The organism is Pseudomonas sp. DW-iso3, from assembly GCF_058725305.1.
Window position 1 is genome coordinate 40,018 of record NZ_JBZXDZ010000013.1, and the last position, 25,775, is coordinate 65,792.

Sequence of the window (25,775 nt, forward strand, 5' to 3'; positions counted from 1 at the left end):
TATATCCCCCTGCGACCTTTGTGGCTGTTAGGATTACACTCCTAAGGAAAGAGCTTACTCAGTAAGTGTTGTTATCCTACGGGGCGGTCATGGATATTCAGATAATTTCACGCAATGGCGAACCCGAATACGCGGTGTTGCCATGGGATCAGTACCAGGCGCTGCTAAAAGCTGCCGGTCAGCAACAACCGACGTTACCTCCTCTCTCATCGACTGCCCAAGCCGCCCCTGACCAGGACCTGCGCCCGCTTGCAGACCTGCGCGGCTTGCGTGAGACCAAGGGCCTGGCGATCGAAACCCTGGCACGCACTGTGGGGATCAGCCCCTCATATCTTGGATTGATTGAAAGTGGTGAACGCCAGCCGGATGCCGCGATCCGCCGCAGCCTGGCCTGGGAATTGGGCGTTGCAGGTTGGAGGGATGAATCTTGAGCCTACGTATCAGCCGTCAACACTGGGATGGATTACTCAACGAACTGGACCAGGCTCGCCGCCAGCGCCATCTGCTGACCTACCGCGCGCTGCTGGAGCGCCTGCAATTTCCCACGCCCGCCATGCAAACCCTGGCTGCCGCTTTGGAGCACCTGGCGGCGCTGGACGCCAAGGCCGAGCAGCCGTTGCGCAGCTCGCTGGTGATCAGCCAGGGCGCCAGTCGCCTGCCGCGTACCGGTTTTTTTGAATGTGTGGAGCGCCTGGGGCGTTTCAGTGGGCCGTCCGATGGCGTGGCCGCCGCGTCCTGGCACGCCTCCGAAGTGGTGCGGGTGTTCGAATACGAGTACCCGGAATCCGCCGAGGCTTAAAGCGCCTGGGGTAGTGCGTCCATGCTGTCGATCACATGGATGCTATAGCCGGCCATATCCTTGGCATGGTGCTTGGCTTGCGATGCCAGCTCCGCCAACTGGCTGGCATCGAGTTGTCCACAGGCCTGTGGATACAAATGCACCACGCCGATGGACAGTGACAGCAGCGCAAACTCCTGGCGTACGCCCTGGCGGTTGAGCGCCACGAAACAACCGGCCTCCAGGTGTTCGGCGCGGTAGAAACGTCGGCATTGGGTGTGGAAGTCATCCAGCAGCTGATTAAGGCGTTTACGCCAATCCTGCGGGCCCAGCACCAGCAAAAAGTCATCGCCGCCGATATGCCCGACAAAGTCGCGGCTGGGGTCGACGCGGTCGTTCAAGCACTGCGCCAGGCACAACAAGACCTCATCCCCACGCCCATAGCCGTAGATATCGTTAAACGGCTTGAAGCTGTCGATATCCACATAGCAGATCACCGATTCGCGCTGTTGCTGCAACAGGCGCGTCAGGCATTGCTGGATCGGCACATTGCCCGGCAGTAGGGTCAGCGGATTGGCGTAGCGCGCTTGCTGGATCTTCAACTCGGTGATCAGCTTGAGCACATCGATCACCCGGCCCAGGCCCAGATAATCACCATTGAGCGTGATGATAAAGTCTTCTTCGATGCGTTGCCGTGCACGGCTGGTGAGCAAACGGCTGACCTGCTGCAGAGACTGGCTCAGCTCCACCGCCAGGAAGTCGGTGCTCATCAAGCGGCTGATGGGTTTGCGCGCAAACAGGTCGGTGGCGAAGGGTTTCAGCAGCGCATCCGACAGCGAATGCCGGTGGACGATACCGATCGGGTGCCCGCGCCCATCCAGCACCGCCAGGGAATTGAGGTTGGCTTGGCGCCGGAACGCTTCCAGCACCTGGGCGGTGGCGGTGTCCTGATCCACCGCCGGTTGTTCGTTGAGCAAGGCGCTGAGGTCGCTGCCTTCGTCGTTCAGCGCCACGTTGGCGCTGTCAGGCTTGGGCAGCATCAGGCGTGCTTCCTGCGGCGGTTGCTCCTGCGGACGGCAGAGCAGGTAGCCTTGAACCAGGTCCACCCCCATCTCGGTCAGTACCGCCAACTCTTCAGGCAGCTCGATACCTTCGGCAATCACTTGGGCACGCGACGCCCTGGCGATTTGCAGGATGGAGCCGACAAATTCCCGCTTAAGCGCATCCTGATGGATGCCGTCGATGAAGTGTCGGTCGATCTTCACGTAATCCGGGCGCAACTCCGACCATAGACGCAGGCTGGAATAGCCGGCACCTAGGTCATCCAAGGCGATCGAGAAACCCATGTTGCGGTAGTGGTGCAGCGCCGTTTGCAGCAGGTCGATATCGTTGGTGGGGGTTTGCTCGGTGAGTTCGATCACCACTTGGCTCGGTGGAATGCCGAAGTCATGCAGCAGTTGCAGGGTGCGCCCCGGCTGATGCGCGGTTTCCATCAGGGATTGCGGCGAAACGTTGAGAAACAGCTTGCCCGGCAGCTTCTGTTCACTGAAGCGGCGGCACGCGCTTTCGCGGCAGGCGATCTCCAGTTCACTGAGCCGTCCGGCCTGGCTGGCCACGGAGAACAGGGCGACGGGGGAGTGCAGCGGGCTGTTGGACGGCCCACGACTGAGGGCTTCATAGCCGAGAATGCGTCGGTCAGAGAGGCTGATGATCGGTTGGAACAGGCTGTGCAAACTGCCTTGAGCCAGGATAGAGCCCAATGCATTCAGCTGTTCGGTCATGGTCATGGCGATCTCGATCGAAAAAAAAGGACCGCAGGCTGGCAGCCTGCGGTCCTTCATTTCACGACAGAATGATGTCTATATGATGACACTCCAGGGAGCCATCACATTAAATCGCCATCATTTACTGCTTGGCCACCTGTTTGGTGATCTTCAGGTAATCCAGCAGGATCCGGCCCGTCTCGGCCAGGTAGGCGTCGTCTTCCGGCTTGGTTTTTTCGGCTTCGGTCGGCAGCGCGTCTTCGTCTTCTTTCTTCAGTTCCTTGAGTGGATCTTCACCCTTGGCCTTGCGGCGGATGTTTTCCAGTGCAAGTTGCTTGTTTTCGATGTCGGCGTGCTGCGCGCGGCGATCCACTTCATTGAGGCTGACGGTTTTTTCTTCCATCAGCTTCTTGGCCAGGGCCAGCTTGTCGCGGATGAACACGAACTCGGCATCCTTGGCGGAGCGGGTGTCGTGGTCGGCCTTCAACTGCGCCAGGAATGGCTTGAACGGGTCCGAGGCCGGCTTGATCGCAGGGCGGATGGTGTCCCATGGCATGGCTTCCGGCAGAGCGCTCTCGCCGATTTCCTTGGTGTCGATGATCGACGGGAAATCGATGTCCGGCAGTACGCCCTGGTGCTGGGTGCTCTGCCCGGAAACCCGGTAGAACTTGGCCAGTGTCAGTTTCAGCTCGCCATGGTTAAGCGGCTGGATGGTCTGCACGGTGCCTTTGCCGAAGGTCTGGCCGCCGATGATCATCGCGCGGTGATAGTCCTGCATGGCGCCGGCGAAAATCTCCGAAGCCGAGGCCGACAGGCGGTTGACCAGCAACGCCATAGGGCCTTTGTAGAAGGCGCCTGGGTTCTCGTCTTCCAGCACGTCGACACGGCCGTCAGCGTTGCGCACCAACACAGTCGGGCCCTTGTCGATGAACAGGCTGGTCAGTTCGGTGGCTTCCTGCAGTGAACCGCCGCCGTTGTTGCGCAGGTCGATGACCACGCCGTCGACTTTTTCCTTCTGCAGTTCTGTCAGGATTTTCTTAACGTCGCGGGTGGTGGACTTGTAGTCCGGATCGCCAGCGCGGAAGGCCTTGAAGTCCAGGTAGAACGCCGGGATTTCAATCACGCCCAGCTTGTAGTCCTTGCCATCCTGCTTGAGGTTGAGGACTTTCTTCTGCACGGCCTGGTCTTCGAGCTTCACCGCTTCACGGGTGATGGACACGATCTTGCTGGTCTGGTCGTTTGGCGCATTGGTGTGCGGAATCACTTCCAGGCGCACCACGCTGCCTTTCGGCCCACGGATCAGCTTGACCACTTCGTCCAGGCGCCAGCCGACCACGTCGACCATCTCTTTGTCGCCCTGGGCAACACCGATGATCTTGTCGGCCGGAGCGACCTGCTTGGTCTTGTCCGCCGGACCTGCCGGCACCAGGCGCACGATCTTGACCTGGTCGTTGTCGCTTTGCAGGACGGCACCGATGCCTTCCAGCGACAGACTCATGTTGATATCGAAATTTTCTGCGTTATCTGGCGACAGATAATTGGTGTGCGGGTCGTAGGACATCGCGAAGGTGTTGATGTAGGCCTGGAAGATATCTTCGGCACGGGTCTGGTCCAGACGTGCGAGCTGATTCTTGTAGCGCTTGGTCAACAGCTCCTGGATGGCCTTCGGCTCTTTGCCGGCGATCTTCAGGCGCAGCACTTCGTCCTTGACGCGTTTGCGCCACAGATCGTCGAGGGCGGCGGTGCTGGTCAGCCAAGGCGCGTCCTTGCGGTCCACCAGAAGGGTTTCCTTCTGGGTGAAGTCGAGCTTGTCGACGCCTTTGTCCAACTGGCCCAAGGCGAAGTCCAGACGCGCTTTGACGCGGTCCAGGTAGCGCTTGTAGATGGTAAAGGCGGGTTGCAGGTCGCCGCTCTTGAGGAAGTCGTCGAACTGCGTCTTCCACTTGTCGAACTCGGCAATATCGCTGGCCAGGAAGTAACTGCGCGACGGATCCAGCAGCTTGAGGTAGCTGTCATAGATGATCACCGAGCGCGCGTCGTCCAGCGGCGGCTTGCTGTAGTGATGACGCTTGAGCAACTCGACGACGTTAAGGCTGGCAATCACCTCATCGCGATCCGGCTGAAGGTTGTCCCAGCTGTTGGCTGCGAACGTATTGGTCGACATCGACGCGAAGCCGAGACCAATGAAAAGAGCGAGGGCGGTGCTGGGGAACAAATGCTTCATGCTGATTCGACGCGGGGGCAATTGATAACGCATATTAGGCCGTCTTTGAGGGAGCCGGTTCCATATGGTCCGGTCGCATAATGCAAAAAGCCCGGCGATACAGCTACGGGCTCAGTCCAGACTCACTATGGAGGCACTGTGAAAGCATTGCAAGGCGTTGACGGTCATGTGGAGTGGTTGGACGAACCCAGTCCTACCTGCGATGTAGGGCAAGTTCGCATTCGCGTGGCGGCAGCGGGCCTCAATCGCGCCGATTTGTTACAGCGCGCGGGGCTCTATCCGCCGCCATCGGGCGCCAGCCACGTATTGGGCCTGGAGTGTTCCGGGGTGATCAGCGAAGTGGGGGCGGGCTCATCCTGGCAAGTGGGCGACCGGGTGTGCGCACTGCTCGCCGGTGGCGGCATGGCCGAAGAAGTGGTGGTGGATGCGCGCCACGTACTGCCTGCGCCGGAAGGCTTGTCGCTGATCGAAGCGGCAGCGCTGCCTGAGGTGTACAGCACGGCGTGGCTCAATTTGTTCCAGTTGGCGGGCCTCAAGCCCGGCGAGAAGGTGCTGCTGCATGCCGGCGCCAGTGGCGTTGGCTCTGCCGCAATCCAGCTGTGCAAGGCGTTTGGCAGCCCGTGCTGGGTCAGCGTTGGCTCGGCGGACCGCCTGACTTATTGCGAGGAACTGGGTGCCCAAGGCGGCGTGGTGCGCACCGACGGGATCGAAGGGCTGCGGGATTTCGGGCCGTTCGATGTGATCCTCGACCCGGTGGGTGGCAGCTATGCGGCGCTCGACCTCAAGTTGCTGGCCCTCGATGGGCGCTGGGTATTGATCGGCTTGATGGGCGGTCGCGACGCGCAGCTGGATCTGGCCCAGGTGCTGGGCAAGCGGATTCAGCTATTGGGTTCGACCCTGCGCAGCCGCAGTGATCAGTTCAAGGCTGATCTGTTCAGTGACTTGAGCCAGCATGTGTGGCCGTTGTTTGTTGAAGGGCGGTTGAGCCCACAGCTGGCCAAGACTTTCCCGATCAAGGATGCCGAAGCGGCGTTCGCCGAGTTGGCGACTAACCAGATTTCCGGGAAATTGGTGTTGGTGATTGACGAAACCCTGGTCTGACCTGGATTGAAATGCAGTCAATGTGGGAGCGGGCTTGCCCGCGAAGGCGGTGTATCAGTGAAGAATATTTCATCTGACACATCGCCTTCGCGAGCAAGCCCGCTCCCACATGTTGATCGCATTTCAATTTCTGAAGGGGCTGTGTCAGGTCCAGTGATGGATCGGCCAGCCGGCCGTTTCGGCATGCTCGCGCAATACCGGGTCGGGGTTCACCACTTGCGGGTAGTCCACCTTGAGCAACAACGGCAAATCATTGCGCGAGTCCGAATAAAAGTACGCGCCTTCCAGCGATTCGCCTGCCTGCTCAAGCCACTCAAGCAGCCGCGTGATCTTGCCCTCGCGATACGTCAGCACATCGACCGTACGCCCGCTGTACACACCATGGCTGACGTCAAGGTTGATCCCCAACACTTCATCAATGCCGATCCGCGCCGCAATCGGCGTGACCAGGTGCGTGCCTGAGGCGGAGATCACCAGGATCCGGTCGCCATTGGCACGGTGGCGGGCGATGGTTTTGGTGGCGTCGCTGTAGATCAGCGGCTCGATCACGTCTTCGACCCAGGGCTCCACCAAGTGCTCGATTTCTTCCGGCGTGCGGCCGATCATCGGCTCCAGGCTGAAGTCCATGAACTCTTCCATCCGCAGCTTGCCTTGGCTGTAGGCGTCCATCAGCTCGTTGTTCTTGCGCATGAACGACTCAGGGTCGACCCAGCCCAGCCGGCCCATCTGCTCACTCCAGAGGGTGGCGCAGTCGCCATGGATGAGGGTGTCGTCCAGATCAAAAATTACCAATGCCATCCGTCATGCTCTCTCAAATGAAACGTTGCATCAGGCTACTTCACACAGGGCACTGGGGTCGATGGAAAGTGCCAGGCGTTGCCCGTCCGGATGCAGGTCATCGGCCGAACGGTTGAGCACATCTACCACCAGTTCTACACCGCGTGCTTCGATGCGGTAGCGAATCACGTTGCCCAGCAGGCTGTGGCTGCGCACCAGCGCATCCAGTTCGCCGGTGCGGCTCAGCTCAATGGCCTCCGGGCGAATGGCGATACGGCTGCTGATCGGGCGTTGCAACAGTTGGGTGGCCTTGTCGGCGTCGAGCAGGTTGTAGTTACCGATGAACCCGGCGGCGAATACATCCACCGGCGCGGTGTAGAGCGTTTCGGCATCGCCGCTTTGCACGATCTTGCCTTGGTTCATCAGGAAGATCCGGTCGGACATGGTCAGCGCTTCTTCCTGGTCGTGGGTCACGAAGATGGTGGTCAGCCCCAGTTCGCGTTGGATCTGGCGGATCTGTTCACGCAGGTGCTTGCGAATCCGCGCATCCAGCGCCGACAGCGGCTCATCCAGCAGCAACAGGCGCGGACGGGTGACCAGCGAGCGGGCCAGGGCCACGCGCTGGCATTGGCCACCGGACATCTGGTGCGGGTAGCGGCCGGCGAGGTCCTTGAGTTCGACCAATTGCAGCACTTCCTGCACGCGTTTGTGACTGTCATCGGCGTTGACTTTTTGCATGCGCAGGCCGAAGGCGACGTTCTGTTCCACGGTCATGTTGGGAAACAGCGCGTAGCTCTGGAACACCATGCCGATATGGCGTTTCTGCGGGCTCAGCGGGACGATGTCCTGGCCATCCAGCAGAATTTTCCCACTGTCCACTGACGTCAGGCCGGCGATGCAGCGCAGCAGCGTGGACTTGCCGCACCCGGACGGGCCGAGCAGGGTGACGAACTCGCCCTTGGCGACTTCGCAGTTGATGTCACTGAACACCGGGGTGCCGGCGTAGCTTTTTTGCAGGTGTTGGACGCTGACGAAGCTCATTGGCTTTTGTCCTTGTTCAAGATGTTGGCGGCCCAGGTCAGCACCAGCACAAAGAAGAAATAGGAAATCACGACGGCACTGGTGAAGTGACCGCTGCTGTTGCGCATGTTGTTCAGGTACACCTGTAATGTTTCGTAGCGGGTGCCCACCAGGATATTGGCGAACACGAACTCACCGAACAGGAACGAGAACGACAGCAGCAACGCCACCATCAAGCCTTTGCGCAGGTTCGGCAGCACCACCAGGATCGCCGCTTGCCAGGTGCTGGCGCCGAGCAGTTGTGACGCGTCCATCAGGTCGCGCAGGTTAATGGCTTGCAGGTTGTTGGTGATCGCCCGGTACATGAACGGCAGTGCGACGGTGAAGTAGCAGCCGATCAAAATCCACGGCGTGCCCACCATCGCCATCGGCCCGGAGCCATACAGTTGCAGCAAGCCCACCGACGACACCACGGGCGGCACCGCGAAGGGCAGCAGGATGAGGATGTTCATCAGCGCATCGAGCTTGGGGAAGTGGTAATGCACCACGAACAGCAGCGGCAGAATCAACACCACCGACAGGATCAGCGCGCCCACACACACCAGCAATGATTGCCCGAAGGCCATCAAGAAGCGTGGGTCGCTCCACAGCTGCACGTACCATTTCACGGTAAAACCGGCAGGCAGAATGGTTGCTGACCAACTGCTGGCAATGGAGTAGACAAAGGTGCCCACCAGCGGCAACACCAGGATCGCAAATAACAACCACACCACTACCCGATGGTAGAGGGAGGCCGGGCCGGCTTCAGTGCGAGACATGGTAGCTCCTCTTGAGCAGCAGTTGATGGACCACGGTGACTACGGTCATCAGCGCCACCAGCACCACGGCCAGGGCGCTGGCCAGGTACGGGTCGAGGGACACATCGCCGGACACCAGCCCCGCAATGCGGATCGGCAGCACGTTGAAGTTGCCGGTGGTCAAGGCGTAGACCGTGGCATAGGCGCCGAGGGCATTGGCCAGCAGAATCACGAAAGTGCCCAGTAGGGCAGGGGTGAGCACCGGCAGGCCGATATGCCGCCAGAACTGCCAGCCATTCGCGCCCAGCAGGGACGCCGACTCACGCCAGTCTTCGCGCAGCGCATCGAAAGCCGGGTACAGCAGCAGCACGCCCAGCGGAATCTGGAAGTAGGTATAGAGGATGATCAACCCGGTTTTGGAATACAGGTTGAAGTCCTGAATGATCCCCGCCTGCTTGAGCATGATGGTGATGCTGCCGTTGAAGCCCAGCAGGATGATGAATGCGAACGCCAGTGGCACGCCGGCGAAGTTGCTGGTCATGTTGGCGAAGGCGGTGACGAAATTGCGCAGCGGCGAATCCACCCGGCGCAACGAGTAGCTGCCCAGCGTGGCAATGATGATCCCGAAGATGCTGGAGTAGAAGCTGATCTCCAGGCTGAACTGGATGGCTTGCAGGTAGAACTTCGAGCTTAAGATCCGCGTGAAGTTTTCCAGGCCCCAGCCAGCCTCTTCGGTTTGCAGGCTGTTGATCAGCACCCACACCAGCGGGGCGATTTCGAACACGATAAAGAACAGCGCGAAGGGCACCAGGCACAGCAGTGCCAGCCATTTACCACGGATCATTTCAGCAGCTCCCGGCATGCAGGTTTGTCGTGGGGCACGCCCAGCAACTCGCAGACGGTGCCGCACAGCTCGGTCTGTTTTGGCGTCGCGTTGGGGTCCAGGCTGAAGGCATCGCCAAGGACAAACAGCGGCACTTCACGCTCTTCTGGCAGCAGGCCGTTGTGGGAACGATCGTTGTTCATGCCATGGTCGGCGGTCACCAGCACCTGGTAGCCCGCATCGAGCCAGGCTTGCAGGTAGTCAGCCAGGATGATGTCGGCCGCCCGTGCGCTGTTGCGGTATTGCGGCGTATCGAGGCCGTGCTTGTGGCCGGCGTCGTCGATGTTCATCGGGTGCACCACCAGGAAGTTCGGCGCGTGCTTGAGGCGCAGGCTTTCGGCGTCGGCAAACAGGTGGGAATCCGGGTAGTGGTCATTCCAGTAGAAATGCCCGTGCTGGATCGCCAGTGCCTTGTCGTCGGTATGACGGTCGCGGGCGGCAAGGAAGGGCGTGCGGTTGTACAACTCGCTGACCCAGTGGTAAGCCGCCGCTGCCGTGGTCAGGCCGGCGTCGGTGGCGTAATGGAAAATGCTGCGCTGGTTGGACAGGCGCGAGACGTTGTTGTGGACGATGCCGCTCTGGATCGGAGGCACGCCGGTGAGTACGCATTCATACAGCGGTCGGGACAGGGCGGGCAGTTCACATTCCAGTTTGTAGAGGGCTGCGCGTCCTGCGCCGACATAGGCCTGCAAGTGCCCCATGGCGTGTCGGGCCACCTCAAAGTTCAGGCCGTCGAGCACGACAAGGATGACATTGTGCTTCATGGGGGGAGGCGCTCCGCAACAGTAGACTTGACTCAATTTCTCTGACACAAACGGGTCAAATTGTGGGAGCTGGCTTGCCTGCGATGGCGGTGCATCAGTCGACACAGAGGTTGAATGTCAGACCGCTATCGCAGGCAAGCCAGCTCCCACACTAACTGCATTTCAGGCTGGGAGCCTGATTACTTCATCTCTACGATGACCTGCTCGTTCCACAACTGCGGCAGCTTCTTGGACGTCGCTTCCCAGGCTTCGGCATCCTTGATCGGCTGCGGGTTGGCCTTGGTGTACTGCTCGCCCGGGATCAGGTTCTTGGCGATGTCGGCCGGCAGTTTCAGGTCGGTTTCAGCGCGGATCGGACGCGCATTGCCTTTCGCCAGGTTGAGCTGGCCGGCGTCGCTGAAGATGTATTCGCGGGTCAGCTTGGCGGCGTTCGGGTGTTTGGCGTATTTGTTGATGATGGTGGTGTAGCCGGATTTCACCGAGCCATCCGATGGGATCAGCACCACGTAGTCATCCGGGTTGGCCATCTTGGCCTTGTAGCTCAGGCCGTTGAAGTCCCAGACGATACCCACTTCGACTTCGCCTTTTTCCATGGTGGCAATGGTCGGGTTGGACAGGCCGAGACGACCTTGCTGGGCAATCTTGGTGAAGAATTGCAGGCCTGGGGCGATGTTCTTCTCGTCGCCCTTGTTGGCGATGGCGGCAGCGAGTACGGCGTTGGAGGCCTGGGCCGCGGTGCTCACGTCACCAACGGAGACCTTGTATTTGCCGGTCTGCAGGTCAGCCCAACTGGTAGGAACCTCGGAACCGTGCAGCAGCTTTTTGTTGACGATAAACGCGATGGTGCCGGTATAGGCCAGGGCCCAGTGACCGTCTTTGTCCTTAGCCCAATCCGGCACCTGGGCCCAGGTGGACGGTTTGTATGGCTGGGTGACTTCCTGCTTCACCGCAATCGGTCCGAACGCCGCGCCCACGTCGCCGATATCGGCGCTGGCGTTGTCTTTCTCGGCCTTGAACTTGGCAATCTCCTGGGCCGAGCTCATGTCGGTGTCGATGTGCTTGAGGCCGTAGGTCTTGGCCAGGTCTTCCCAGGTGCCCTTCCAGTTGGCCCAGTCATCGGGCATGCCGACACTGTTTACAGCGCCTTCTGCCTTAGCGGCAGCTTCCAGGGTTTTTAGATCGGTATCAGCGGCCATGGCGGCGGTGCACATGGCAATGGTCGAGCCTAACAGTGATGCCAGGAAAAGCTGTTTCATCCGAAGCTCCTTTGGGCGTTTTCAACGCGGCGGTTTTTTCTGCGGTGTTGTTGGTCTAGGTCAGAGCAATACCTGAGCCAATCTAGACGCGATGGATGACAGTTTCATGTCGATGTCGTTTTTAAAGCCTCGATGTCGCTCAGCGCAGACTTAGCGTAGACCATGCTCAAGTGCCCGTAGTGACTGGACTTGGCCGATGTATTGCAGGGTGTGCTGCTAGGGATGCACACGGACTGTCATCTGTCGGTCATCTGTAATGCCTAGGCTGGCACGCAACCGTGCAAGCCCATTTACGGAGCGGTTTGTGCACCTTGTCGGTGCTGGTCTAGTCCAGATAGGTAACGTTGATGCGTGATGAGGCAATCAAAGCGGTGACATCCATCGGCCTGGCGCTGCAAGAGCAGATCGACCACGGCCTGTTGCCACCTGCCAGCAAATTGCCCGCCGAACGCAAGCTCAGCGAGTTGTTTGGTACCACCCGGATTACGGTGCGGGAAGCCTTGTTACAACTGGAGGCCCAGGGCCAGATCTATCGCGAGGAGCGGCGCGGCTGGTTTGTCTCGCCGCCACGGCTGGCCTACAACCTGATGCAACGTAGCCACTTTCACGCGATGGTCAGCGACCAGGGGCGGGTGGCGTCCACGGAAGTGATTTCCGCGCGGCTCCAACCGGCCTCGGCGGCGGTGTGTGCGTGGTTGCAGTTACCGGCGCTGTCCAGCGTGATCCAGATCTGCCGGGGCCGGCGGATTGACGGGCGCTTGGTGCTGTATGTAGAGCACTACCTGAACCCGCAGTATTTTCCGGGGATCCTGGCGTGTGATTTGAATCAGTCGATGACTGAGCTGTACGCGCGAAAGTACGACCTGCACTACGGTCGAGTGCGCTTTGAAATCGTGCCGACATCACTGCCGGTGGAAGCCGCCGCTGCATTGCGTGTGTCGGTGGGCAGCCCGGGCTTGCGTATCGCCCGGGTCAATTATGACCAGCACCAGCGTTTGATCGACTGCGACCTGGAGTTCTGGCGGCATGATGCCATCCACGTTGGCGTGGATGTTGTGTAGCCACCGGACTGAATGACACACCACAAACCCACAGTTGAATCGAGCCATAGGCATGACCGATCGGTGGGTTGTCAGGGTGTGAGCGCGTCGATCAACTGACCCACATTGGTCTCCAACTCTGTCACCGGCTCCGCACCGTCCACATTCAACACCAGCAGTTTCGAGCCCCCGGCGCTAACCGCCGCCTTGACCGCCTCACTCGGCTGACGATGATGCAGCACCACCGCCACCTCGTTGTCCTTCAACTCGGCACTCAGCTTCTGCAACGCCTCAGGTGTCCAGTCAGCGTCGGGCCGCGCATCGGTACTGAGCACTTCCAGGTTCAAACTGCTGACCAGGTACGCGAAGTGGTCACTCAGGCTGACCACGCTCAGGTTGTCCGCCTTGGCCAGTCGCGCTTCGCTGTCGGCGGTGAGCTTGAGCAGGCGCTGCTTGAGGGCGGCGAGGTTGGCATCGATCTTCGGCTTGGCAGTAGGGGCCAGGCGGCTCAGGTCGGCGGCCAGCACATCGGCCATGCGCCCCATGTTGTTGCTCGACTGCCAGGGCTGGCTGTTCAAGCCGTCGGTGACACCCGGCTGCACCGCAATGCCCGGCAAACCGCCGTCCACCGGGCGTGCAGCGTCGACTTCGACGATGCGGATGTTGCTGCGCCGCGCCACCGGGTAGAGCGGGTCATCAGCCCACAACGAGCGCAGGCCGATGGCGGCGTCGGCGTCCAGTGCCAATGTGTTCAGGGCCGGGGCGCCACGGCCGGTGAAGTAGGACACTTGCCGCGAACCGGGCAGGTTGGCCGGGGCGGCGCGCTCAAGCTGTACGTCGGTGCCTTTTAATAGCACCTCAGCCAGGCCGTAGGTGATCGCAAGCGAAGCAAGCACTTTGACCGGCTTTGCCGCGTGGGCGGCCGATTTGGCCGTTTCAGCCGCCATCAGTGGCGTGGTGAACAAACAAGCGATGGCCAGGGCCAGAGGATGAAGAACGGAGCGCATTATCCAAGATTCCCTTTGAGGCTGGGCACAGTGCCGCGCGCGATGGCGGCCAAGGCGAAGGCGATACCGGCGACCAGGATGATGGCGGCGCCGGACGGCACGGGCAGGTCGAAGATGATCGGCAGCAGGATCCCGCACAGGGTGCTGACGGTGGCAATGGCGACCGAAACCCAGAAGAAACCCTTGAGCGACTGGCTCAACAAACGCGCCGCGGCTGCCGGAATCACCAGCAGTGCACCCACCAGGATCGCGCCGATGACCTTGACCGCCGCGACGGTGATCAGCGTCACCAGGATCACGAACAGGTAGTCCAGGGTTTTCACGGCGACGCCGCGCACCGCCGCCAGTTGCGGATTGAAGCTGGCCAACATGATGCGGTTGTACAGCGGCAGCGCCAGGGCCATCACCAGCGAACCGACAACCGCCAGTACCAGCAGGTCGTTGCCGTTGACCGTCAACACCGAGCCAAACAGCACGTTCTCGAGGATGTGCACGTTGATCTTGCCCGCCAGGATCAGCAACAGGCTCGCACCCAGCGCCAGGGACACCGACAGGAACACGCCGATCAACGTATCCGGCGCCAGGCCGGTGCGATTGCGCAGGTAGTTGAGCAGGATGCCGAACAGCAGGCAGTAGCCGAACAACGCGCCATACGGGCCGGTATAGGGCTCACCCAGCAGGATGCCTACGGCCACGCCCGTCAGCGCGGCGTGGCCGACCGCTTCGGAGAAAAACGCGAAGCGCTTGACCACCACCAGCGTGCCCAGGCCGCCCAGCACCGGGCCGATCAGCAGACCGGCGAGCAGGGCGTTGACCACAAAACCGTAGGCCAGCGCCTCCGGCAGGTAACCGGAAGAGGCCCAGCCCTGGACCATCAAGCGAAAGGCTTCATAACTCATTGCGCCGGGCTCCGAGGGTGGGTGGAGAACAGGGTGAGCAGACGATCCGGGGTCAGGGCCTCCTTGGGTGTGGCGTCGAACAGCACGCGGCGGTTCAGGCCGGTGACGCGATCAGCCAGACGGCCTACGGCCTCCAGGTCATGCTCGATCCACAGCACCGTGATCCCGGCCAGGCGCCAGTCATTGAGCAGGCGCTCGAAGACCTGGATACCGGCTTCGTCGAGGGCCGACATGGGTTCATCCAGTACCAGCAATTGCGGCGCCGGGATCAGGCCCTGGGCCAGCAACACGCGCTGGCGTTCACCGCCGGACAGCGCGCCCATGCGCCGCTTGCGTTTGTCCTGCATGCCAACGCGCTCCAGCGCGTCCCCAATCGCGCCGGCGTAATGCTTGGACAAACCAAGAAATGCAGGGCGCCGTTGGCACATAGCCGCCATGAAATCATCCACGGTCATCGGCAAACCACGGTCGAATTCCAGGGCCTGGGGCACATAACCGATGGTGCCGGGCGCGGCCGGCCAGTGCAGGCTCAAGCGGCCCTGGTGAGGCGTTTGCCCGAGCAGCGTCTTGATCAGCGAACTTTTGCCGCCACCGTTGGGGCCGACCAGTGCATGGATACTGCCCGGCCGTACCTGGAAACGCACGTCATCAAGGATCACGGTGCGACCCAGGGTCAGCGATACCTTGTCGAATTCAAGCGTCGGACCGACGCTGACCGCACTCAACTGTTCCGCCGCCGTCATGCCCCCGACTCCTGAATCGCCCGCACCACGGTATTGAGGTTGCCGGTCATCTCCACTTCGTACTTCTCGGCGCTGTATTCGCCGTAGGAAATATGTGACAGCGGGTACAGCTTGACGCCCGACTCGCGCTGGATGGTGTCGACGTAGGTGGACGGGAAATCCATCTCCGAGAAGATCACCTTTACGTCCAGGGCGCGCAGTTCATCGATGGTTTTTTTCAGCTGGCTCGGGCTGGGTTCGATGCCGTGGGCGGGTTCGACCACGGCGGTGACTTCCAGGCCGAATTCGCGCAGCAGGTAGTCATAGGCTGCGTGCACAGTCGCCACGCGCAGGTCCGGGTTGGGGGCGCTGGTCAGCTTGGCCAGGGCATCGGCGCGCATCTGGCGCAGACGCTTGCCGTAGGCACGGGCATTCTGGGTGTAGGTCTTGGCGTTGTCCGGGTCGAGCTTGCCCAGTTCGCGGGCGATGTTATTGACCTGGGCAATCGACGCACTGATCGACAGGAAGGTATGCGGGTTGACCACCTTGCCGGCACCGCGCGCGGCGTTACCGGTGGCGGCCAGCAGCGGCACGTTGGCGTTGGCCTCGATCACCGGGATGTCCGGACGTTCGCTGGTGGCAATCATGCGGTCGGCGAAATCATCGTGGCCGACGCCGTTGAGCACAATCACGTCCAGGGTGCCGATACGTTTGATGTCTTCGGCGCGCGGCTCGTAGGCATGCGGGTTGAAACCGGCCGGAATCAGCGGTACCACCTCGGCCTTGTCGCCGACGATATTGGCCACATAGCTGTAATAAGGATGCAGGGTGATGCCGATTCGCAGGCGTTTGTTCGCCTCGGCGTTGGCGAGCGGGGCGAGTATCAGGCTGAACAGGCCAACCAGCAACAGGCGCAACAGGGGAGATGAAATGGACATGGGCAATCGGTCTTCTCGTTCAGTGACGGTGCTGGCGGGTGACGCCGGCATCGAATTGCGCAACCACTTGCTGCCAGCCGGCTGCGATCAGCGCCTGGTCAGTGAGGTCGGAGGGAGCGGCGAGGTGGGCTTGGCGATTGAGCCAGATATCCGGCTCGGCCCCGTGCACGCGCATCAACAGCGAGCCGCTGGTGCCGGGCGCCTGGCTCAAGCCCAGGTAGGCCGAAGGTTCCAGCAATTGCCAACGATGATCACCCCGGCTGACCGAACTGGCGTCCTGGGCAAAGGGTGCGAAGCCTTCTTCGGCCAGTTGCGCAGGGCTGGGCAGTGCACTTTGCTCCTGCTGCAACAGCTGGATCTCATCCAGGGTCACCCGCAGGTCGGCGTAGATGCCTTGCTCGGCGGCGCTCAGGTCGCGACGGGCATCCAATTGGTGGCTGGGTACTGCCGCCACTTCCTGGGTTTCACCGTGCAGCGCGATCACCGAACCCGCCACCGCCAGGATGATCAGGCACAACAACAGCACATAGAGGGTTTCGTGGCCGGCACCGGCGGGTCGTACAACCTGTGTGGTACTCATTGCGGCTGGATATCCGCTTGGTCGATTTCCACCACGTGGCCTGGGCCCGCATCAAACAGCACATAGAACTCGGCCGACGGTTTCTTGAAGGTCAGGGTCGAGTCCTCACCCAGCTTGCCAGGCATCAGGATGGTTTCGTCGTAACCGATCACGTCCAGGGTCACGCCGGGCGCGCCGCTGCCGTCGGAGAAACCGCCTTTGCACTGGATCTGCTCGCCGGGGATTTCCTTGCACTCGCACATCGGGTTGTGGGCCAGGGCAACAGTACTGAAGCCGGCGCACAGCAACAGAACGCCGCAGGCGCGGGTCAGGCGCATCAAAGTCATGGTTTAACTCCTTGCTTGTTCAGCCAGGCAATAGTGGCAGGCGAGGCCTGGCTCAGCGGGATGGAGCCCTGGTGCATGCTGCCGTCCCAGCCTTCCATGGTGACCCACAGTTCGGCATCGGCTGGCGTGCGTTCCGGGATCGGCAGGCCGGCGCCCATGCGGTAGGGGGTGCCGAAGAAGATCACGCCGGCGGCGCGCAGGCTGCGTGGCTTGCCGATGCGCAGGTAGGTGGCCTTGACCTGGTTGGCGCAGGTGTCACACAGGGCGGCGTTGAAAAACTTCATCGGGCCGGCCGGGTCGGGGCGCGGGCCTTCATTGCGAAACTCCGCGAGGGTCAGGCTCCAGGGGCCTACCTGCACTTCACCGGCCACGCGCTCGCCGATGCCGGTGTCGCCGCGAAACAGCGCGGCGTCGGCGAAGTACTTGGGCATGAAGCCCAGAGGGATCAGCAACAGCAGCACATTGATGTGGAAGCGCCATTTCAGCCAGAAGGCCCGCAGTGGCGAAGGCGGTACAGCAGCGACCTTGCTCATGAGTTGGCCTCCGAAGTTTCAGCCTGCAGGGCCGGGATGGACGCTGGCTGTTTTTGAGTCTTGGCTTCGCGCTTGAGGGCATTGAGGGTGGCCAGGGCGGTGCGCTTGGTCCAGATCAGCAGGCCGCTCAACACCATCATGCTCATGATCAGGCCAAAGAATGCCCAGATCAGCTTGATCCAGATCCCACCAAAGTCGCCGGTGTGCAGGGGGCGCATGGATTCGGTGACGAACTCCAGCTTCGAGCGGTCGGACAGCAAGTGCGCCGCCGCGACTTCGCCGTCATAGGGGTTGATCTGTGCGGTCTGGAACATCAATGGGTACCAGCCGCGCCCGCTGATCTGCAGGTGGCTGTAGGCGTTGAGCGGCAGGCTGATGAAACTGGCCTCCAGGCCAGGGATGCGCTGGGTGGCGATCTTGAGCGCCTCGTCCACGGGAATCATGGGGGCCGGCACGCCGGGTGCCGACATCGGCACCTTCTCACGGGCAATCACCGGGATGACCGGTTCGGTGGAAATCGAGATCTGGTTGTCTCCCAGGATCGCCCGGATCAGGAACCAGATGCCGGTGACGGAAATCACCGCAATAAACCAGATCGACCAGATCCCGCTCAGACGGTGGAAGTCGCCCCAGAAAATCCGCGCGCCGTGGCGGATACGCAGGGTCGGGCGCAGGAAACCCTTCCAGAAACGCTTGTACACCACCAGCCCGGTGACCAGCGACGCCAGCAGCGGGATGCCGAGTGCCGACACCAGGTACCAGCCCCAGCTGTAGCCTTTGGTGAATGGCACCAGCCACCAGCCGTGCAGGGCGCGGGTGAACTGCTGGAAGTTGAAGGACGGGCTGATGCCCTGGATCGCACCGGTATAGGGGTTGACGTAGACCTCTACCGAACGCCCGTCGGGGTAGCTGAGATTGACGCTGAGGGCGAAATGGGATTCGTCGGGGCGACTGATCGACTGGACGAACACCTGCGGTTCATCGCGCTTGATCGCGACGATCACCTGGTCATAGCTCAGCGGTTCGGCATCATCCGTCGGCTTGCTCGCGCGGATATCCGGGTTGGCCAGCCAGACGATCTCCTGGCTGACCACCGCCAGGGTGCCGGTGACGCAGACGATCAGTACGAAGAACCAGATGGGCAAGGCCAGCCAGCTATGGACGAGAAACCAGAGTTTGGAGCGTGACTTCTTCGACATGTGAATGAGGGTCTTGATCGGAGAGGGGCAGTGAAGGCCCGGAAAAGGCCAGTCGTAGCTTTTGCTGACGCGACAGGCTGTATCTAAGTTAAGACGGATGAGAATGAGAAATCCCTAACCCCGATATGAAAGAAAATGTTTCAGGTTCACATTCAGGGCGTTTTAACGCCTCGATCGAACACGAAACATGTTCCAAGCCATCACCCTGGCGCCCTTGATGGGGCGGGGCCGCTGCGTAGGATGGGCTTATGCCGTTGAGTGAGCCCTATCCAAAGCGAGCCCTAAGAAAAATGACTGCCAGAACCCTTTACGACAAACACATCGATTCCCACACGGTGTGCCCCCTGGATGACCAGGGCCATGTCCTGCTTTATATAGACCGCCAGGTGATCAACGAATACACCAGCCCCCAGGCCTTCAGCGGCCTGCGCGAAGCCGGGCGCAACGTATGGCGCCCCGGCACGGCGTTGGCCGTGGTCGACCATGTGAACCCCACCACGCCCAAACGCATCGCGGCGATGCCCGATGCCGGCGGGGCGCGGCAAGTGTCCTACCTGGCCGAGAACTGCCGGGACTTCGGCATCGAACTGCTGGACATCCTCGACAAGCGTCAAGGCATTGAGCACGTGATCGCCCCGGAACAGGGGTTTATCCTGCCGGGCATGGTGATTGCCGCCGGTGACAGCCACACCACCACCTACGGGGCCCTGGGTGCCTTCGGTTTTGGCATCGGTACTTCGGAAATCGAACACCTGCTGGCTTCCCAGACCCTGGTCTACAAGCGCCTGAAAACGATGTGCGTGAGCGTCGACGGCGACCTGGCGCCGGGCCTGACGTCCAAGGACGTGATCATGGCGCTGATCGGCAAGATCGGCGCCTCGGGTGCCACCGGCTATGCCATTGAATTTCGCGGCTCGACCCTTGATGCGTTGAGCGTCGAGGCGCGCATGACCATCTGCAACATGGCAGTGGAAGCCGGTGCGCGGGGCGCGTTCATGGCGCCGGACGAAAAAGTCTTCGCCTACCTCAAGGGCAAGCCGCGTGCGCCGCAAGGCGAGCTGTGGGACCAGGCGCTGGCGGGCTGGCGCTTGCTGCACTCGGATGTCGGCGCGGTGTTCGACCAAGAGGTGCAACTCGACGCCACCACCCTGGAGCCCATGGTCACCTGGGGCACCAGCCCCGACCAGGCCGCGCCCATCGGCGCCCGCGTGCCCGACCCGCAGGACGTCAGCGACCTGATTCTGCGTCAGGACATGCGCCGCGCCCTCAATTACATGGGCCTGGAAGCCGGCATGCGGCTGAGCGATATCGTCATCAGCCACGCATTCATCGGCTCCTGCACCAATGCGCGCATCGAGGACCTGCGCGACGCCGCCAGTGTAGTGCGCGGCAAGCACGTGGCCGAGCACGTACGGGCGATGATCGTGCCGGGCTCCACCGAAGTGCGGGACCAGGCTGAAGCCGAAGGGCTGGCCGCGATTTTTATCGACGCCGGCTTTGAATGGCGTCAGTCCGGTTGCTCGATGTGCCTGGCGATGAATGATGACGTGCTGGCTCCCGGCGACCGCTGCGCCTCCAGCACCAACCGCAACTTCGAAGGTCGCCAGGGCGCGGGCGCACGTACCCACTTGATGAGCCCGGCGATGGTCGCCGCCGCCGCCATTACTGGCCGCCTCACTGATATCCGCCACGTTGGAGCGCGCCCATGAGCCTTCAACCGTTCACCCTGGTCACCGGCAAGGCCGCGCCGATGCTGGCGGCCAATATCGACACCGACGTAATCATGCCCAAGCAGTTCCTCAAGGGCATCGACCGCAGCGGCCTGGACCGTGGGCTGTTCTTCGACCTGCGCTTCTTGTCCTCCGGCGAGCCCAACCCTGAGTTTGTGCTGAACCAACCGGCCTGGCAGGGCGCGAGTTTTATGGTGGTAGGGCCGAACTTCGGCTGCGGCTCCAGCCGTGAACACGCGGTGTGGGGGCTGAAGCAGATGGGCATCCGCGCTTTGATCGGCAGCAGCTTTGCCGGGATTTTCTATGACAACTGCCAGCGTAACGGGGTGTTGTTGATTACCCTGGACGAGGCGGTGCTGCAGACGTTGGGCAAGACCGTCAGCCAGGCGGACCAGGCGCAGATCAGTGTCGACCTTGAAGCCCAGCAGATTCGCCTGGCGGACGGCGAGGTGATTGCGTTCCAGATTGATACGTTGCGTAAGTCTGCGCTGCTGCTTGGCCTGGACGCCATCGGCAGTACCTTGCAGCGCAGTGACGAGATCAAGGCCTTTGAACGCCGCCACCTGCAAGCCAACCCCTGGCTCAACTGACACACCCAGCTCTAAAAGCAGGAGCGGGCTTGCTCGCGAGTGCAGTGTGTCAGCCAATACATGTCTGACTGACCCACCGCTTTCGCGAGCAAGCCCGCTTTCACTTTCTTGATTGGGTTTGCAACGCTATGGGCTAGATCGAGAGCCCTTTGAAGTGCTCCTGCAAGAACTCTACGCAGGCGCGCAGCTTCCCGGAATACGCCAGCCGTGTCGGGTACACCGCCCACACATTCGCGCTCTGGGTATACCCGTGCAGTACCTGCACCAGCTTGCCTTGTTCCAGCAGCGGCTTCACATCCCACATCGAGCGCAGCAACACCCCGCGCCCATCCAAGGCCCACTGCAACACAATCTCGCCATTGTTCGACGACAGCGGCCCACGCACGCGCACGCTTTCCTGGGCGCCGTCGCGTTCCAGGTTCCAGATGCCAAACGCGTTATCGCGCTCTTTGAGCACCAGGCAATCGTGCTGTTCCAGGTCGCTCAAATGTTGCGGTGTGCCGTGGCGCTGCAGATAAGCCGGGGCGGCGCACAGTACCCGGCGGTTGCTCACCAGCCGGCGGCCGATGTGTTGACCGGGAATGTCGTCGCCCACGCGGATCTCCAGGTCGAAGCCTTCGCTGACGATGTCCACCACGCGGTCGAAAAGGTCCAGGCGGATTTCCAGGTCCGGGTATTGTTCTGCCATCAGCGACAGGGCCGGGGCCACATGGTTGCGGCCAAAGCCGAAGCTGCTGCACAAATGCAGGCGCCCACGGGGGCTGTCGTGGGCGTCGGAGAGCTCATCGGAGAGTTGCTGGAAGTCCTCCAGGATGCGCACGGCCCAGCGCTGCACCCGCTCGCCGTCTTCGGTCAGGGCGATGCGCCGGCTGGTGCGGTGCAGCAGGCGGGTGGCCAGGGTGGTTTCGAGGATCTGGATACGCTTGCTGACATACGCGGGCGACAGCCCGAGTTCATCGGCTGCCGCTGCGAAGCCGGCCTTGCGGATCACGGTCAGGAACACCCGCAGGTCTTCGGGTAGGGGCACGGTATCTTTCTTGTTAGTCATCAGAAACAGGCGTGGCGGCATGAGCCGCCAGAATAGCACCGCTTGGGCGCGCCTTCCGGCACGCCCGGGTGTTGTCGCTTACTCGGCGGCCATCTTGGCCTGGGCCGCAGCCTCGGCAGCCCGAGCATGGCGGCCGCGCTTGAGCGCAATAGGGGCCATTTTTTCGCGGTCCAGCTCACCTTCCCAGGCGGCCACTACCAGGGCGGCCACGGCATTGCCGATAATATTGGTCAACGAGCGGCATTCGGCCATGAAGCGATCGACGCCGAGGATCAACACCATCGCCGCCACCGGCACCGTCGGCACCACCGCCAGGCTGGCGGCCAGCGCCACGAAGCCCGCACCGACCACCGCACCCGCGCCCTTGGAGGTCAGCATGGCCACCGCCAACAGGGTCAACTGCTGCTCCAGTGGCAAGTGGATGTTAGTGGCCTGGGCCAGGAACAGCACCGCCAGGGTCATATAGATGTTGGTGCCGTCGAGGTTGAAGGTGTAGCCGGTCGGCACCACGATGCCCACCACGCCCTTGGAGGCGCCCAGGCTTTCAAGTTTCTGGATCAGTTGAGGCAACGCCGACTCCGACGAGCTGGTACCGAGCACGATCAACAGCTCTGACTTGATGTAGCCCATCAATTTGAAAATGCTGAACCCGGCGTAGCGGGCGATGCTGCCCAGCACCACAGCAATAAAGAAAAACGCCGTGACATAGAAGGTGCCCACCAGTTTCAGCAGGGGCAGCAACGAACCGACACCGTACTTACCGATGGTGAACGCGATCGCACCAAAGGCACCGATCGGCGCGACCCGGCTGATGATGCCGACGATGCGGAAGAACACTTCGCTGGCCTGATTGATCACGCCCACCAGCGGCCGGCCCTTTTCACCGACCATTACCAGGCCCACGCCAAACAGCACGGAGACGAACAGCACCGGCAGGATTTCACCCTTGGAAAACGCATCGAAGAATGTCGCGGGGATCACATGCAGCAGGAACCCGGTGATGCCTTCGCCATGTTCGGCCTGGCCGACAAAACCGGCGATGGCCGAACTGTCGAGGGTCTTCACATCGATATTGAAGCCCACGCCCGGATGCAGCAGGTGTGCGGCGAGAATGCCGATCAACAGGGCGATGGTCGAGACCACCTCGAAGTACAGCAGCGCCTTGCCACCGACCCGGCCCACCTGTTTTACGTCGTGCATGCTGGTGATGCCGGAGACCACCGTGCAGAAGATGATCGGGCCGATGATCATCTTGATCAGCTTGATAAAACCATCGCCGAGGGGCTTGAGGTCGATGCCGATCTGCGGCCATTGATGGCCGATCAACACGCCCAGCGCGATAGCGATGAGCACCTGGATATACAGGGTTCCCAGCAGTTTTCTGATTGTCATTGTTATTATCTCGGTACGTTTCTTGGGGCAAAGCGAAACCGTCGCAGGCCATTGGCAGCCTGCGAGGCGGGTGGGTCAGGTCACGGGTTTACTGAGTGGTTCAGCGAAGGAAGGTCAGGACTTCGCCCAGCAGCAACTCGGGGGCTTCTTCGGCGATGTAATGGCCGGCCGGCAGGGCCTTGCCGCGCACGTCGGTGGCGACTTTCTGCCATTCCTTGAGCGGCTCGAAACAGCGGCCGACCGTGCCTTCGGCACCCCACATCACCAGCAACGGCAGGTTCAGGTGGTTACCGGCGTCGATGTCCGCCTGGTCGTGCTCAAGGTCGATACCGGCGGCAGCACGGTAGTCCTCACAGAGGCCAGTGGCGGCCCCCGGCAGTTTCAGGCAGCGCAGGTACTCGGCGAAGGCTTCATCGGTAAATGGCTTGAGCCCGGCGCTGCGACTGCCCATTACGCTGCGCAGGTAAAGCTCCGGGTTGCTTTCGATCAAGGCTTCCGGCAACGGCGCCGGGCGGATCAGGAAGAACCAGTGCCAGTAGGCGCGGGCGAAGGCTTCGTCGGTCTGTGCATACATCGACAGGGTAGGGGCGATGTCCAGCAGCACCATGCGCTGCACGGCGGCGGGATGGTCCAGGGCCAGGCGATGGGCAACGCGGGCGCCACGGTCGTGGGCCAGCACCGAAAACTGCGCGAAGCCCAAGGCCTTCATGAGCTCGGCGCTGTCCCGGGCCATTTCGCGTTTCGAATAGTTGGAGTGGTCGTCATTGGCTGGCGGTTTGCTGCTGTCGCCATAGCCACGCAGGTCGGCGGCCACCACGGTGAAGTGTTCAGCCAGCTGTTCGGCGACTTTGTGCCAGATGACATGGGTTTGCGGGTGCCCGTGCAACAGGAGCAGACCGGGACCTGTACCGCCTTGGCGGTAACTGATGTCCACGCCGTTGACGTGGCACTGGTCTTTTTGGAATCCGGCGAACATGGAATGACTCCTCTTTGTAATTGCTTGCATCCTGGAATCACGCAGCGTTCGGGGCAAGGGCGAAAACGTGGAGGGGTTGTTCATGAAGTGTGTAGGAGCTGGCTTGCCGGCGATGAAATCGACTCGGTGCGCTGGTAGAACGAGTTGTGTGCATCGCCGGCAAGCCAGCACCTACATTTGATAGATGTTGCCTCAGCTATTTCAGGCTTGCTTGAACATCTCCATGGCACGCTGGCGGATCTGTGCTTCGGTCAAATCTTCCTTATGCGTGGCCAGGAACCACAGATGCCCGAACGGATCCTTCACGCTAGCGGAGCGGTCGCCGTAGAACTGGTCTTTCGGCTCGGACACGACCACAGCGCCCGCAGCCACCGCTTGCTTGAACTGCGCGTCGACATCCTTCACATACAGATGCAAACCGACACTGGTGTGTTCATCCGGATTGCGCAGCGCCATTTCATCGCAGGGCGTGCCCAGCATGATTGCCGAGTCACCAATGCGCAGCTCGGCATGGCCGACTTTGCCATCGGGCATGTCCAGGCGCATGACCTGGGTGGCGCCGAAGGCTTTCTTGTAGAACGCGATGGCTTCAGCGGCATTGTTGATGCCCATATACGGCGTGACGCTGTGATAACCCTCGGGAATCGGTTTAACGCTCATATCGTTCTCCTTGATGGTGGTGGAGGGACGGCCTTTTAACTATAGGCCACGGATTGCGTGGCCTGCGGACAGCCGACGAGGTGTCCGCCAGGCAACAGTGAGCGGGCAGATTGCTGCGCCCTAAGCGCGCCGGGTCAGCGTTCTTACCGCCAAACCGCCTGCTTCGAATGCCGATGAGGTGCGCCAGTTCATCCTGACCCGTTACAAAGGCCAGATCGCCGCTGGTTTCTGATTATGAGGGTGTCACTTCAGTGATTGGGAGGTGGGCTCCAACAGCTGTGCCCCTGGCCCGCACTCGCCGAGTTTGTCATCCTGATTACGCAACGGACATGCCTCCAGCGACAGACACCCGCAGCCAATACAGCCACTGAGCTTGTCGCGCAGCAGCATCAGCTTGTTGATGCGTTCATCCAGGTCTTCGCGCCACAGCGCCGATAAACGCTCCCAATCCTGGGCATTGGGCGTGCGCCCGTCCGGGAGCGTCTGCAACGTCTCGCCGATCGTCGCCAGCGGAATGCCCAAACGCTGGGCGATCTTGATCACCACCACACGCCGCAGCACATCCCGTGGATAGCGGCGCTGGTTACCGGCATTGCGGTTGCTCTTGATCAGCCCCTTGGCTTCATAGAAATGCAGGGCCGTGACCGCGACGCCACTGCGGGCGGCGAGTTGGCCGACGGTGAGTTCCTTGTTGAGCATGAAAAAACTCCCAAACAGCGCTTGACCTTGACTTAACTAGAGGTTTTACCCTGCGTGGCATCGAATCGCAAGA

Annotated in this window: 27 protein-coding genes; 6 read left to right on the forward strand and 21 right to left on the reverse strand. The window is 61.3% G+C overall.

Features of this window, described 5'->3' with window-relative positions:
* Positions 1-89 precede the first annotated feature (89 nt).
* Both AC4PS7_RS28425 and AC4PS7_RS28430 read left to right on the forward strand, forming a co-directional pair.
* Positions 90-431 carry a helix-turn-helix domain-containing protein gene (locus AC4PS7_RS28425; protein ID WP_492179870.1) on the forward strand — a complete coding sequence of 114 codons (342 nt, stop codon included), beginning with the start codon at positions 90-92 and terminating at the stop codon, positions 429-431.
* Complete coding sequence (locus AC4PS7_RS28430; protein ID WP_005786715.1) at positions 428-799, forward strand: hypothetical protein; 372 nt, start codon at positions 428-430, stop codon at positions 797-799. The genes AC4PS7_RS28425 and AC4PS7_RS28430 overlap by 4 nt, the downstream gene beginning before the upstream one ends.
* Here the strand turns inward: AC4PS7_RS28430 and AC4PS7_RS28435 are convergent.
* Positions 796-2,565 carry a bifunctional diguanylate cyclase/phosphodiesterase gene (locus tag AC4PS7_RS28435; RefSeq protein WP_042571656.1) on the reverse strand — a complete coding sequence of 590 codons (1,770 nt, stop codon included), beginning with the start codon at positions 2,563-2,565 and terminating at the stop codon, positions 796-798. The two genes, AC4PS7_RS28430 and AC4PS7_RS28435, sit on opposite strands and share 4 nt — an antisense overlap.
* Before the next feature lie 118 nt (positions 2,566-2,683).
* Positions 2,684-4,765 (reverse strand): carboxy terminal-processing peptidase, encoded by a 2,082-nt coding sequence (locus AC4PS7_RS28440; RefSeq protein WP_175439673.1) that lies wholly within the window; start codon positions 4,763-4,765, stop codon positions 2,684-2,686.
* A gap of 138 nt (positions 4,766-4,903) precedes the next feature.
* Here AC4PS7_RS28440 and AC4PS7_RS28445 point away from each other — a divergent pair, with 138 nt between their 5' ends.
* A complete protein-coding gene (locus tag AC4PS7_RS28445) occupies positions 4,904-5,866 on the forward strand; it encodes a zinc-binding dehydrogenase (RefSeq protein WP_021492108.1) in 963 nt (320 codons plus the stop codon).
* A gap of 144 nt (positions 5,867-6,010) precedes the next feature.
* Here the strand turns inward: AC4PS7_RS28445 and AC4PS7_RS28450 are convergent, their stop codons facing one another.
* From AC4PS7_RS28450 to AC4PS7_RS28475, 6 genes are all read right to left on the reverse strand, one after another.
* On the reverse strand, positions 6,011-6,664 hold the full coding sequence (locus AC4PS7_RS28450; protein WP_010211613.1) for an HAD family hydrolase: 654 nt from the start codon (positions 6,662-6,664) through the stop codon (positions 6,011-6,013).
* 30 nt (positions 6,665-6,694) lie between these two features.
* Positions 6,695-7,684 (reverse strand): ABC transporter ATP-binding protein, encoded by a 990-nt coding sequence (locus AC4PS7_RS28455; protein WP_021492106.1) that lies wholly within the window; start codon positions 7,682-7,684, stop codon positions 6,695-6,697.
* Positions 7,681-8,481 carry an ABC transporter permease gene (locus tag AC4PS7_RS28460; protein WP_045792349.1) on the reverse strand — a complete coding sequence of 267 codons (801 nt, stop codon included), beginning with the start codon at positions 8,479-8,481 and terminating at the stop codon, positions 7,681-7,683. Before AC4PS7_RS28460 ends, AC4PS7_RS28455 begins: the two co-directional genes overlap by 4 nt.
* Positions 8,468-9,304 carry an ABC transporter permease gene (locus tag AC4PS7_RS28465; protein ID WP_021492104.1) on the reverse strand — a complete coding sequence of 279 codons (837 nt, stop codon included), beginning with the start codon at positions 9,302-9,304 and terminating at the stop codon, positions 8,468-8,470. Before AC4PS7_RS28465 ends, AC4PS7_RS28460 begins: the two co-directional genes overlap by 14 nt.
* Positions 9,301-10,107 (reverse strand): alkaline phosphatase family protein, encoded by an 807-nt coding sequence (locus AC4PS7_RS28470; RefSeq protein ID WP_010211609.1) that lies wholly within the window; start codon positions 10,105-10,107, stop codon positions 9,301-9,303. Before AC4PS7_RS28470 ends, AC4PS7_RS28465 begins: the two co-directional genes overlap by 4 nt.
* 179 nt (positions 10,108-10,286) lie before the next feature.
* Positions 10,287-11,363 carry an ABC transporter substrate-binding protein gene (locus tag AC4PS7_RS28475; RefSeq protein ID WP_010211608.1) on the reverse strand — a complete coding sequence of 359 codons (1,077 nt, stop codon included), beginning with the start codon at positions 11,361-11,363 and terminating at the stop codon, positions 10,287-10,289.
* A 347-nt stretch (positions 11,364-11,710) separates the two neighbouring features.
* Between AC4PS7_RS28475 and AC4PS7_RS28480 the strand changes: the two genes are divergently transcribed.
* A complete protein-coding gene (locus AC4PS7_RS28480) occupies positions 11,711-12,424 on the forward strand; it encodes a UTRA domain-containing protein (RefSeq protein WP_010211607.1) in 714 nt (237 codons plus the stop codon).
* A 71-nt stretch (positions 12,425-12,495) separates the two neighbouring features.
* Here AC4PS7_RS28480 and AC4PS7_RS28485 read toward each other — a convergent pair whose 3' ends face one another.
* From AC4PS7_RS28485 to AC4PS7_RS28520, 8 genes are read right to left on the reverse strand one after another with little or no spacing between them, the layout of a single operon-like run.
* Positions 12,496-13,410 (reverse strand): metal ABC transporter substrate-binding protein, encoded by a 915-nt coding sequence (locus tag AC4PS7_RS28485; RefSeq protein ID WP_183701523.1) that lies wholly within the window; start codon positions 13,408-13,410, stop codon positions 12,496-12,498.
* Positions 13,410-14,309 carry a metal ABC transporter permease gene (locus AC4PS7_RS28490; protein ID WP_010211603.1) on the reverse strand — a complete coding sequence of 300 codons (900 nt, stop codon included), beginning with the start codon at positions 14,307-14,309 and terminating at the stop codon, positions 13,410-13,412. Before AC4PS7_RS28490 ends, AC4PS7_RS28485 begins: the two co-directional genes overlap by 1 nt.
* The gene (locus AC4PS7_RS28495) at positions 14,306-15,052 is read right to left on the reverse strand and encodes a metal ABC transporter ATP-binding protein (protein WP_042571652.1); all 747 of its coding nucleotides are present in this window, start codon (positions 15,050-15,052) and stop codon (positions 14,306-14,308) included. The genes AC4PS7_RS28490 and AC4PS7_RS28495 overlap by 4 nt, the downstream gene beginning before the upstream one ends.
* Positions 15,049-15,969, reverse strand: a complete 921-nt coding sequence (locus AC4PS7_RS28500; protein WP_010211601.1) for a metal ABC transporter substrate-binding protein — start codon at positions 15,967-15,969, stop codon at positions 15,049-15,051. The genes AC4PS7_RS28495 and AC4PS7_RS28500 overlap by 4 nt, the downstream gene beginning before the upstream one ends.
* A 19-nt stretch (positions 15,970-15,988) precedes the next feature.
* Positions 15,989-16,549: a DUF6162 family protein gene (locus tag AC4PS7_RS28505; protein WP_010211600.1), complete on the reverse strand. Its 561-nt coding sequence runs from the start codon at positions 16,547-16,549 to the stop codon at positions 15,989-15,991.
* Positions 16,546-16,875 carry a hypothetical protein gene (locus AC4PS7_RS28510; protein WP_010211599.1) on the reverse strand — a complete coding sequence of 110 codons (330 nt, stop codon included), beginning with the start codon at positions 16,873-16,875 and terminating at the stop codon, positions 16,546-16,548. Before AC4PS7_RS28510 ends, AC4PS7_RS28505 begins: the two co-directional genes overlap by 4 nt.
* The gene (locus tag AC4PS7_RS28515) at positions 16,872-17,408 is read right to left on the reverse strand and encodes a PA2404 family protein (protein ID WP_010211598.1); all 537 of its coding nucleotides are present in this window, start codon (positions 17,406-17,408) and stop codon (positions 16,872-16,874) included. Before AC4PS7_RS28515 ends, AC4PS7_RS28510 begins: the two co-directional genes overlap by 4 nt.
* On the reverse strand, positions 17,405-18,607 hold the full coding sequence (locus tag AC4PS7_RS28520) for a PepSY-associated TM helix domain-containing protein (protein ID WP_492179871.1): 1,203 nt from the start codon (positions 18,605-18,607) through the stop codon (positions 17,405-17,407). Before AC4PS7_RS28520 ends, AC4PS7_RS28515 begins: the two co-directional genes overlap by 4 nt.
* Positions 18,608-18,897: 290 nt before the next feature.
* Here AC4PS7_RS28520 and leuC point away from each other — a divergent pair, with 290 nt between their 5' ends.
* Both leuC and leuD read left to right on the forward strand, forming a co-directional pair.
* Positions 18,898-20,316 (forward strand): 3-isopropylmalate dehydratase large subunit, encoded by a 1,419-nt coding sequence (gene leuC, locus AC4PS7_RS28525; protein WP_010211596.1) that lies wholly within the window; start codon positions 18,898-18,900, stop codon positions 20,314-20,316.
* Positions 20,313-20,927, forward strand: a complete 615-nt coding sequence (gene leuD, locus AC4PS7_RS28530) for a 3-isopropylmalate dehydratase small subunit (protein WP_010211595.1) — start codon at positions 20,313-20,315, stop codon at positions 20,925-20,927. Before leuC ends, leuD begins: the two co-directional genes overlap by 4 nt.
* A 133-nt stretch (positions 20,928-21,060) precedes the next feature.
* Here the strand turns inward: leuD and AC4PS7_RS28535 are convergent, their stop codons facing one another.
* The 5 genes from AC4PS7_RS28535 to soxR form a co-directional block, all read right to left on the reverse strand.
* Positions 21,061-21,975, reverse strand: coding sequence for a LysR substrate-binding domain-containing protein (locus AC4PS7_RS28535; RefSeq protein ID WP_197032746.1), 915 nt, complete (start codon positions 21,973-21,975; stop codon positions 21,061-21,063).
* A gap of 78 nt (positions 21,976-22,053) precedes the next feature.
* Positions 22,054-23,367: a dicarboxylate/amino acid:cation symporter gene (locus tag AC4PS7_RS28540; protein ID WP_010211593.1), complete on the reverse strand. Its 1,314-nt coding sequence runs from the start codon at positions 23,365-23,367 to the stop codon at positions 22,054-22,056.
* 100 nt (positions 23,368-23,467) lie between these two features.
* Entirely contained in the window at positions 23,468-24,343 is an 876-nt protein-coding gene (locus tag AC4PS7_RS28545; RefSeq protein WP_010211592.1) for an alpha/beta fold hydrolase, read from the reverse strand.
* 201 nt (positions 24,344-24,544) lie between these two features.
* Entirely contained in the window at positions 24,545-25,003 is a 459-nt protein-coding gene (locus AC4PS7_RS28550) for a VOC family protein (RefSeq protein WP_010211591.1), read from the reverse strand.
* Between the two features lie 243 nt (positions 25,004-25,246).
* On the reverse strand, positions 25,247-25,702 hold the full coding sequence (gene soxR, locus AC4PS7_RS28555) for a redox-sensitive transcriptional activator SoxR (protein WP_010211590.1): 456 nt from the start codon (positions 25,700-25,702) through the stop codon (positions 25,247-25,249).
* Between the last annotated feature and the right edge of the window lie 73 nt (positions 25,703-25,775).

Excerpts from the sequence above, each read along its gene's own strand:
- AC4PS7_RS28425 (WP_492179870.1), top strand. The coding sequence starts at position 90 with ATGGATATTCAGATAATTTCACGCAATGGCGAACCCGAATACGCGGTG.
- AC4PS7_RS28435 (WP_042571656.1), bottom strand. The coding sequence starts at position 2,565 with ATGACCATGACCGAACAGCTGAATGCATTGGGCTCTATCCTGGCTCAA.
- AC4PS7_RS28440 (WP_175439673.1), bottom strand. The coding sequence starts at position 4,765 with ATGAAGCATTTGTTCCCCAGCACCGCCCTCGCTCTTTTCATTGGTCTC.
- AC4PS7_RS28450 (WP_010211613.1), bottom strand. The coding sequence starts at position 6,664 with ATGGCATTGGTAATTTTTGATCTGGACGACACCCTCATCCATGGCGAC.
- AC4PS7_RS28455 (WP_021492106.1), bottom strand. The coding sequence starts at position 7,684 with ATGAGCTTCGTCAGCGTCCAACACCTGCAAAAAAGCTACGCCGGCACC.
- AC4PS7_RS28460 (WP_045792349.1), bottom strand. The coding sequence starts at position 8,481 with ATGTCTCGCACTGAAGCCGGCCCGGCCTCCCTCTACCATCGGGTAGTG.
- AC4PS7_RS28465 (WP_021492104.1), bottom strand. The coding sequence starts at position 9,304 with ATGATCCGTGGTAAATGGCTGGCACTGCTGTGCCTGGTGCCCTTCGCG.
- AC4PS7_RS28470 (WP_010211609.1), bottom strand. The coding sequence starts at position 10,107 with ATGAAGCACAATGTCATCCTTGTCGTGCTCGACGGCCTGAACTTTGAG.
- AC4PS7_RS28475 (WP_010211608.1), bottom strand. The coding sequence starts at position 11,363 with ATGAAACAGCTTTTCCTGGCATCACTGTTAGGCTCGACCATTGCCATG.
- AC4PS7_RS28480 (WP_010211607.1), top strand. The coding sequence starts at position 11,711 with ATGCGTGATGAGGCAATCAAAGCGGTGACATCCATCGGCCTGGCGCTG.
- AC4PS7_RS28485 (WP_183701523.1), bottom strand. The coding sequence starts at position 13,410 with ATGCGCTCCGTTCTTCATCCTCTGGCCCTGGCCATCGCTTGTTTGTTC.
- AC4PS7_RS28490 (WP_010211603.1), bottom strand. The coding sequence starts at position 14,309 with ATGAGTTATGAAGCCTTTCGCTTGATGGTCCAGGGCTGGGCCTCTTCC.
- AC4PS7_RS28495 (WP_042571652.1), bottom strand. The coding sequence starts at position 15,052 with ATGACGGCGGCGGAACAGTTGAGTGCGGTCAGCGTCGGTCCGACGCTT.
- AC4PS7_RS28500 (WP_010211601.1), bottom strand. The coding sequence starts at position 15,969 with ATGTCCATTTCATCTCCCCTGTTGCGCCTGTTGCTGGTTGGCCTGTTC.
- AC4PS7_RS28505 (WP_010211600.1), bottom strand. The coding sequence starts at position 16,549 with ATGAGTACCACACAGGTTGTACGACCCGCCGGTGCCGGCCACGAAACC.
- AC4PS7_RS28510 (WP_010211599.1), bottom strand. The coding sequence starts at position 16,875 with ATGACTTTGATGCGCCTGACCCGCGCCTGCGGCGTTCTGTTGCTGTGC.
- AC4PS7_RS28515 (WP_010211598.1), bottom strand. The coding sequence starts at position 17,408 with ATGAGCAAGGTCGCTGCTGTACCGCCTTCGCCACTGCGGGCCTTCTGG.
- AC4PS7_RS28520 (WP_492179871.1), bottom strand. The coding sequence starts at position 18,607 with ATGTCGAAGAAGTCACGCTCCAAACTCTGGTTTCTCGTCCATAGCTGG.
- leuC (WP_010211596.1), top strand. The coding sequence starts at position 18,898 with ATGACTGCCAGAACCCTTTACGACAAACACATCGATTCCCACACGGTG.
- leuD (WP_010211595.1), top strand. The coding sequence starts at position 20,313 with ATGAGCCTTCAACCGTTCACCCTGGTCACCGGCAAGGCCGCGCCGATG.
- AC4PS7_RS28535 (WP_197032746.1), bottom strand. The coding sequence starts at position 21,975 with ATGACTAACAAGAAAGATACCGTGCCCCTACCCGAAGACCTGCGGGTG.
- AC4PS7_RS28540 (WP_010211593.1), bottom strand. The coding sequence starts at position 23,367 with ATGACAATCAGAAAACTGCTGGGAACCCTGTATATCCAGGTGCTCATC.
- AC4PS7_RS28545 (WP_010211592.1), bottom strand. The coding sequence starts at position 24,343 with ATGTTCGCCGGATTCCAAAAAGACCAGTGCCACGTCAACGGCGTGGAC.
- AC4PS7_RS28550 (WP_010211591.1), bottom strand. The coding sequence starts at position 25,003 with ATGAGCGTTAAACCGATTCCCGAGGGTTATCACAGCGTCACGCCGTAT.
- soxR (WP_010211590.1), bottom strand. The coding sequence starts at position 25,702 with ATGCTCAACAAGGAACTCACCGTCGGCCAACTCGCCGCCCGCAGTGGC.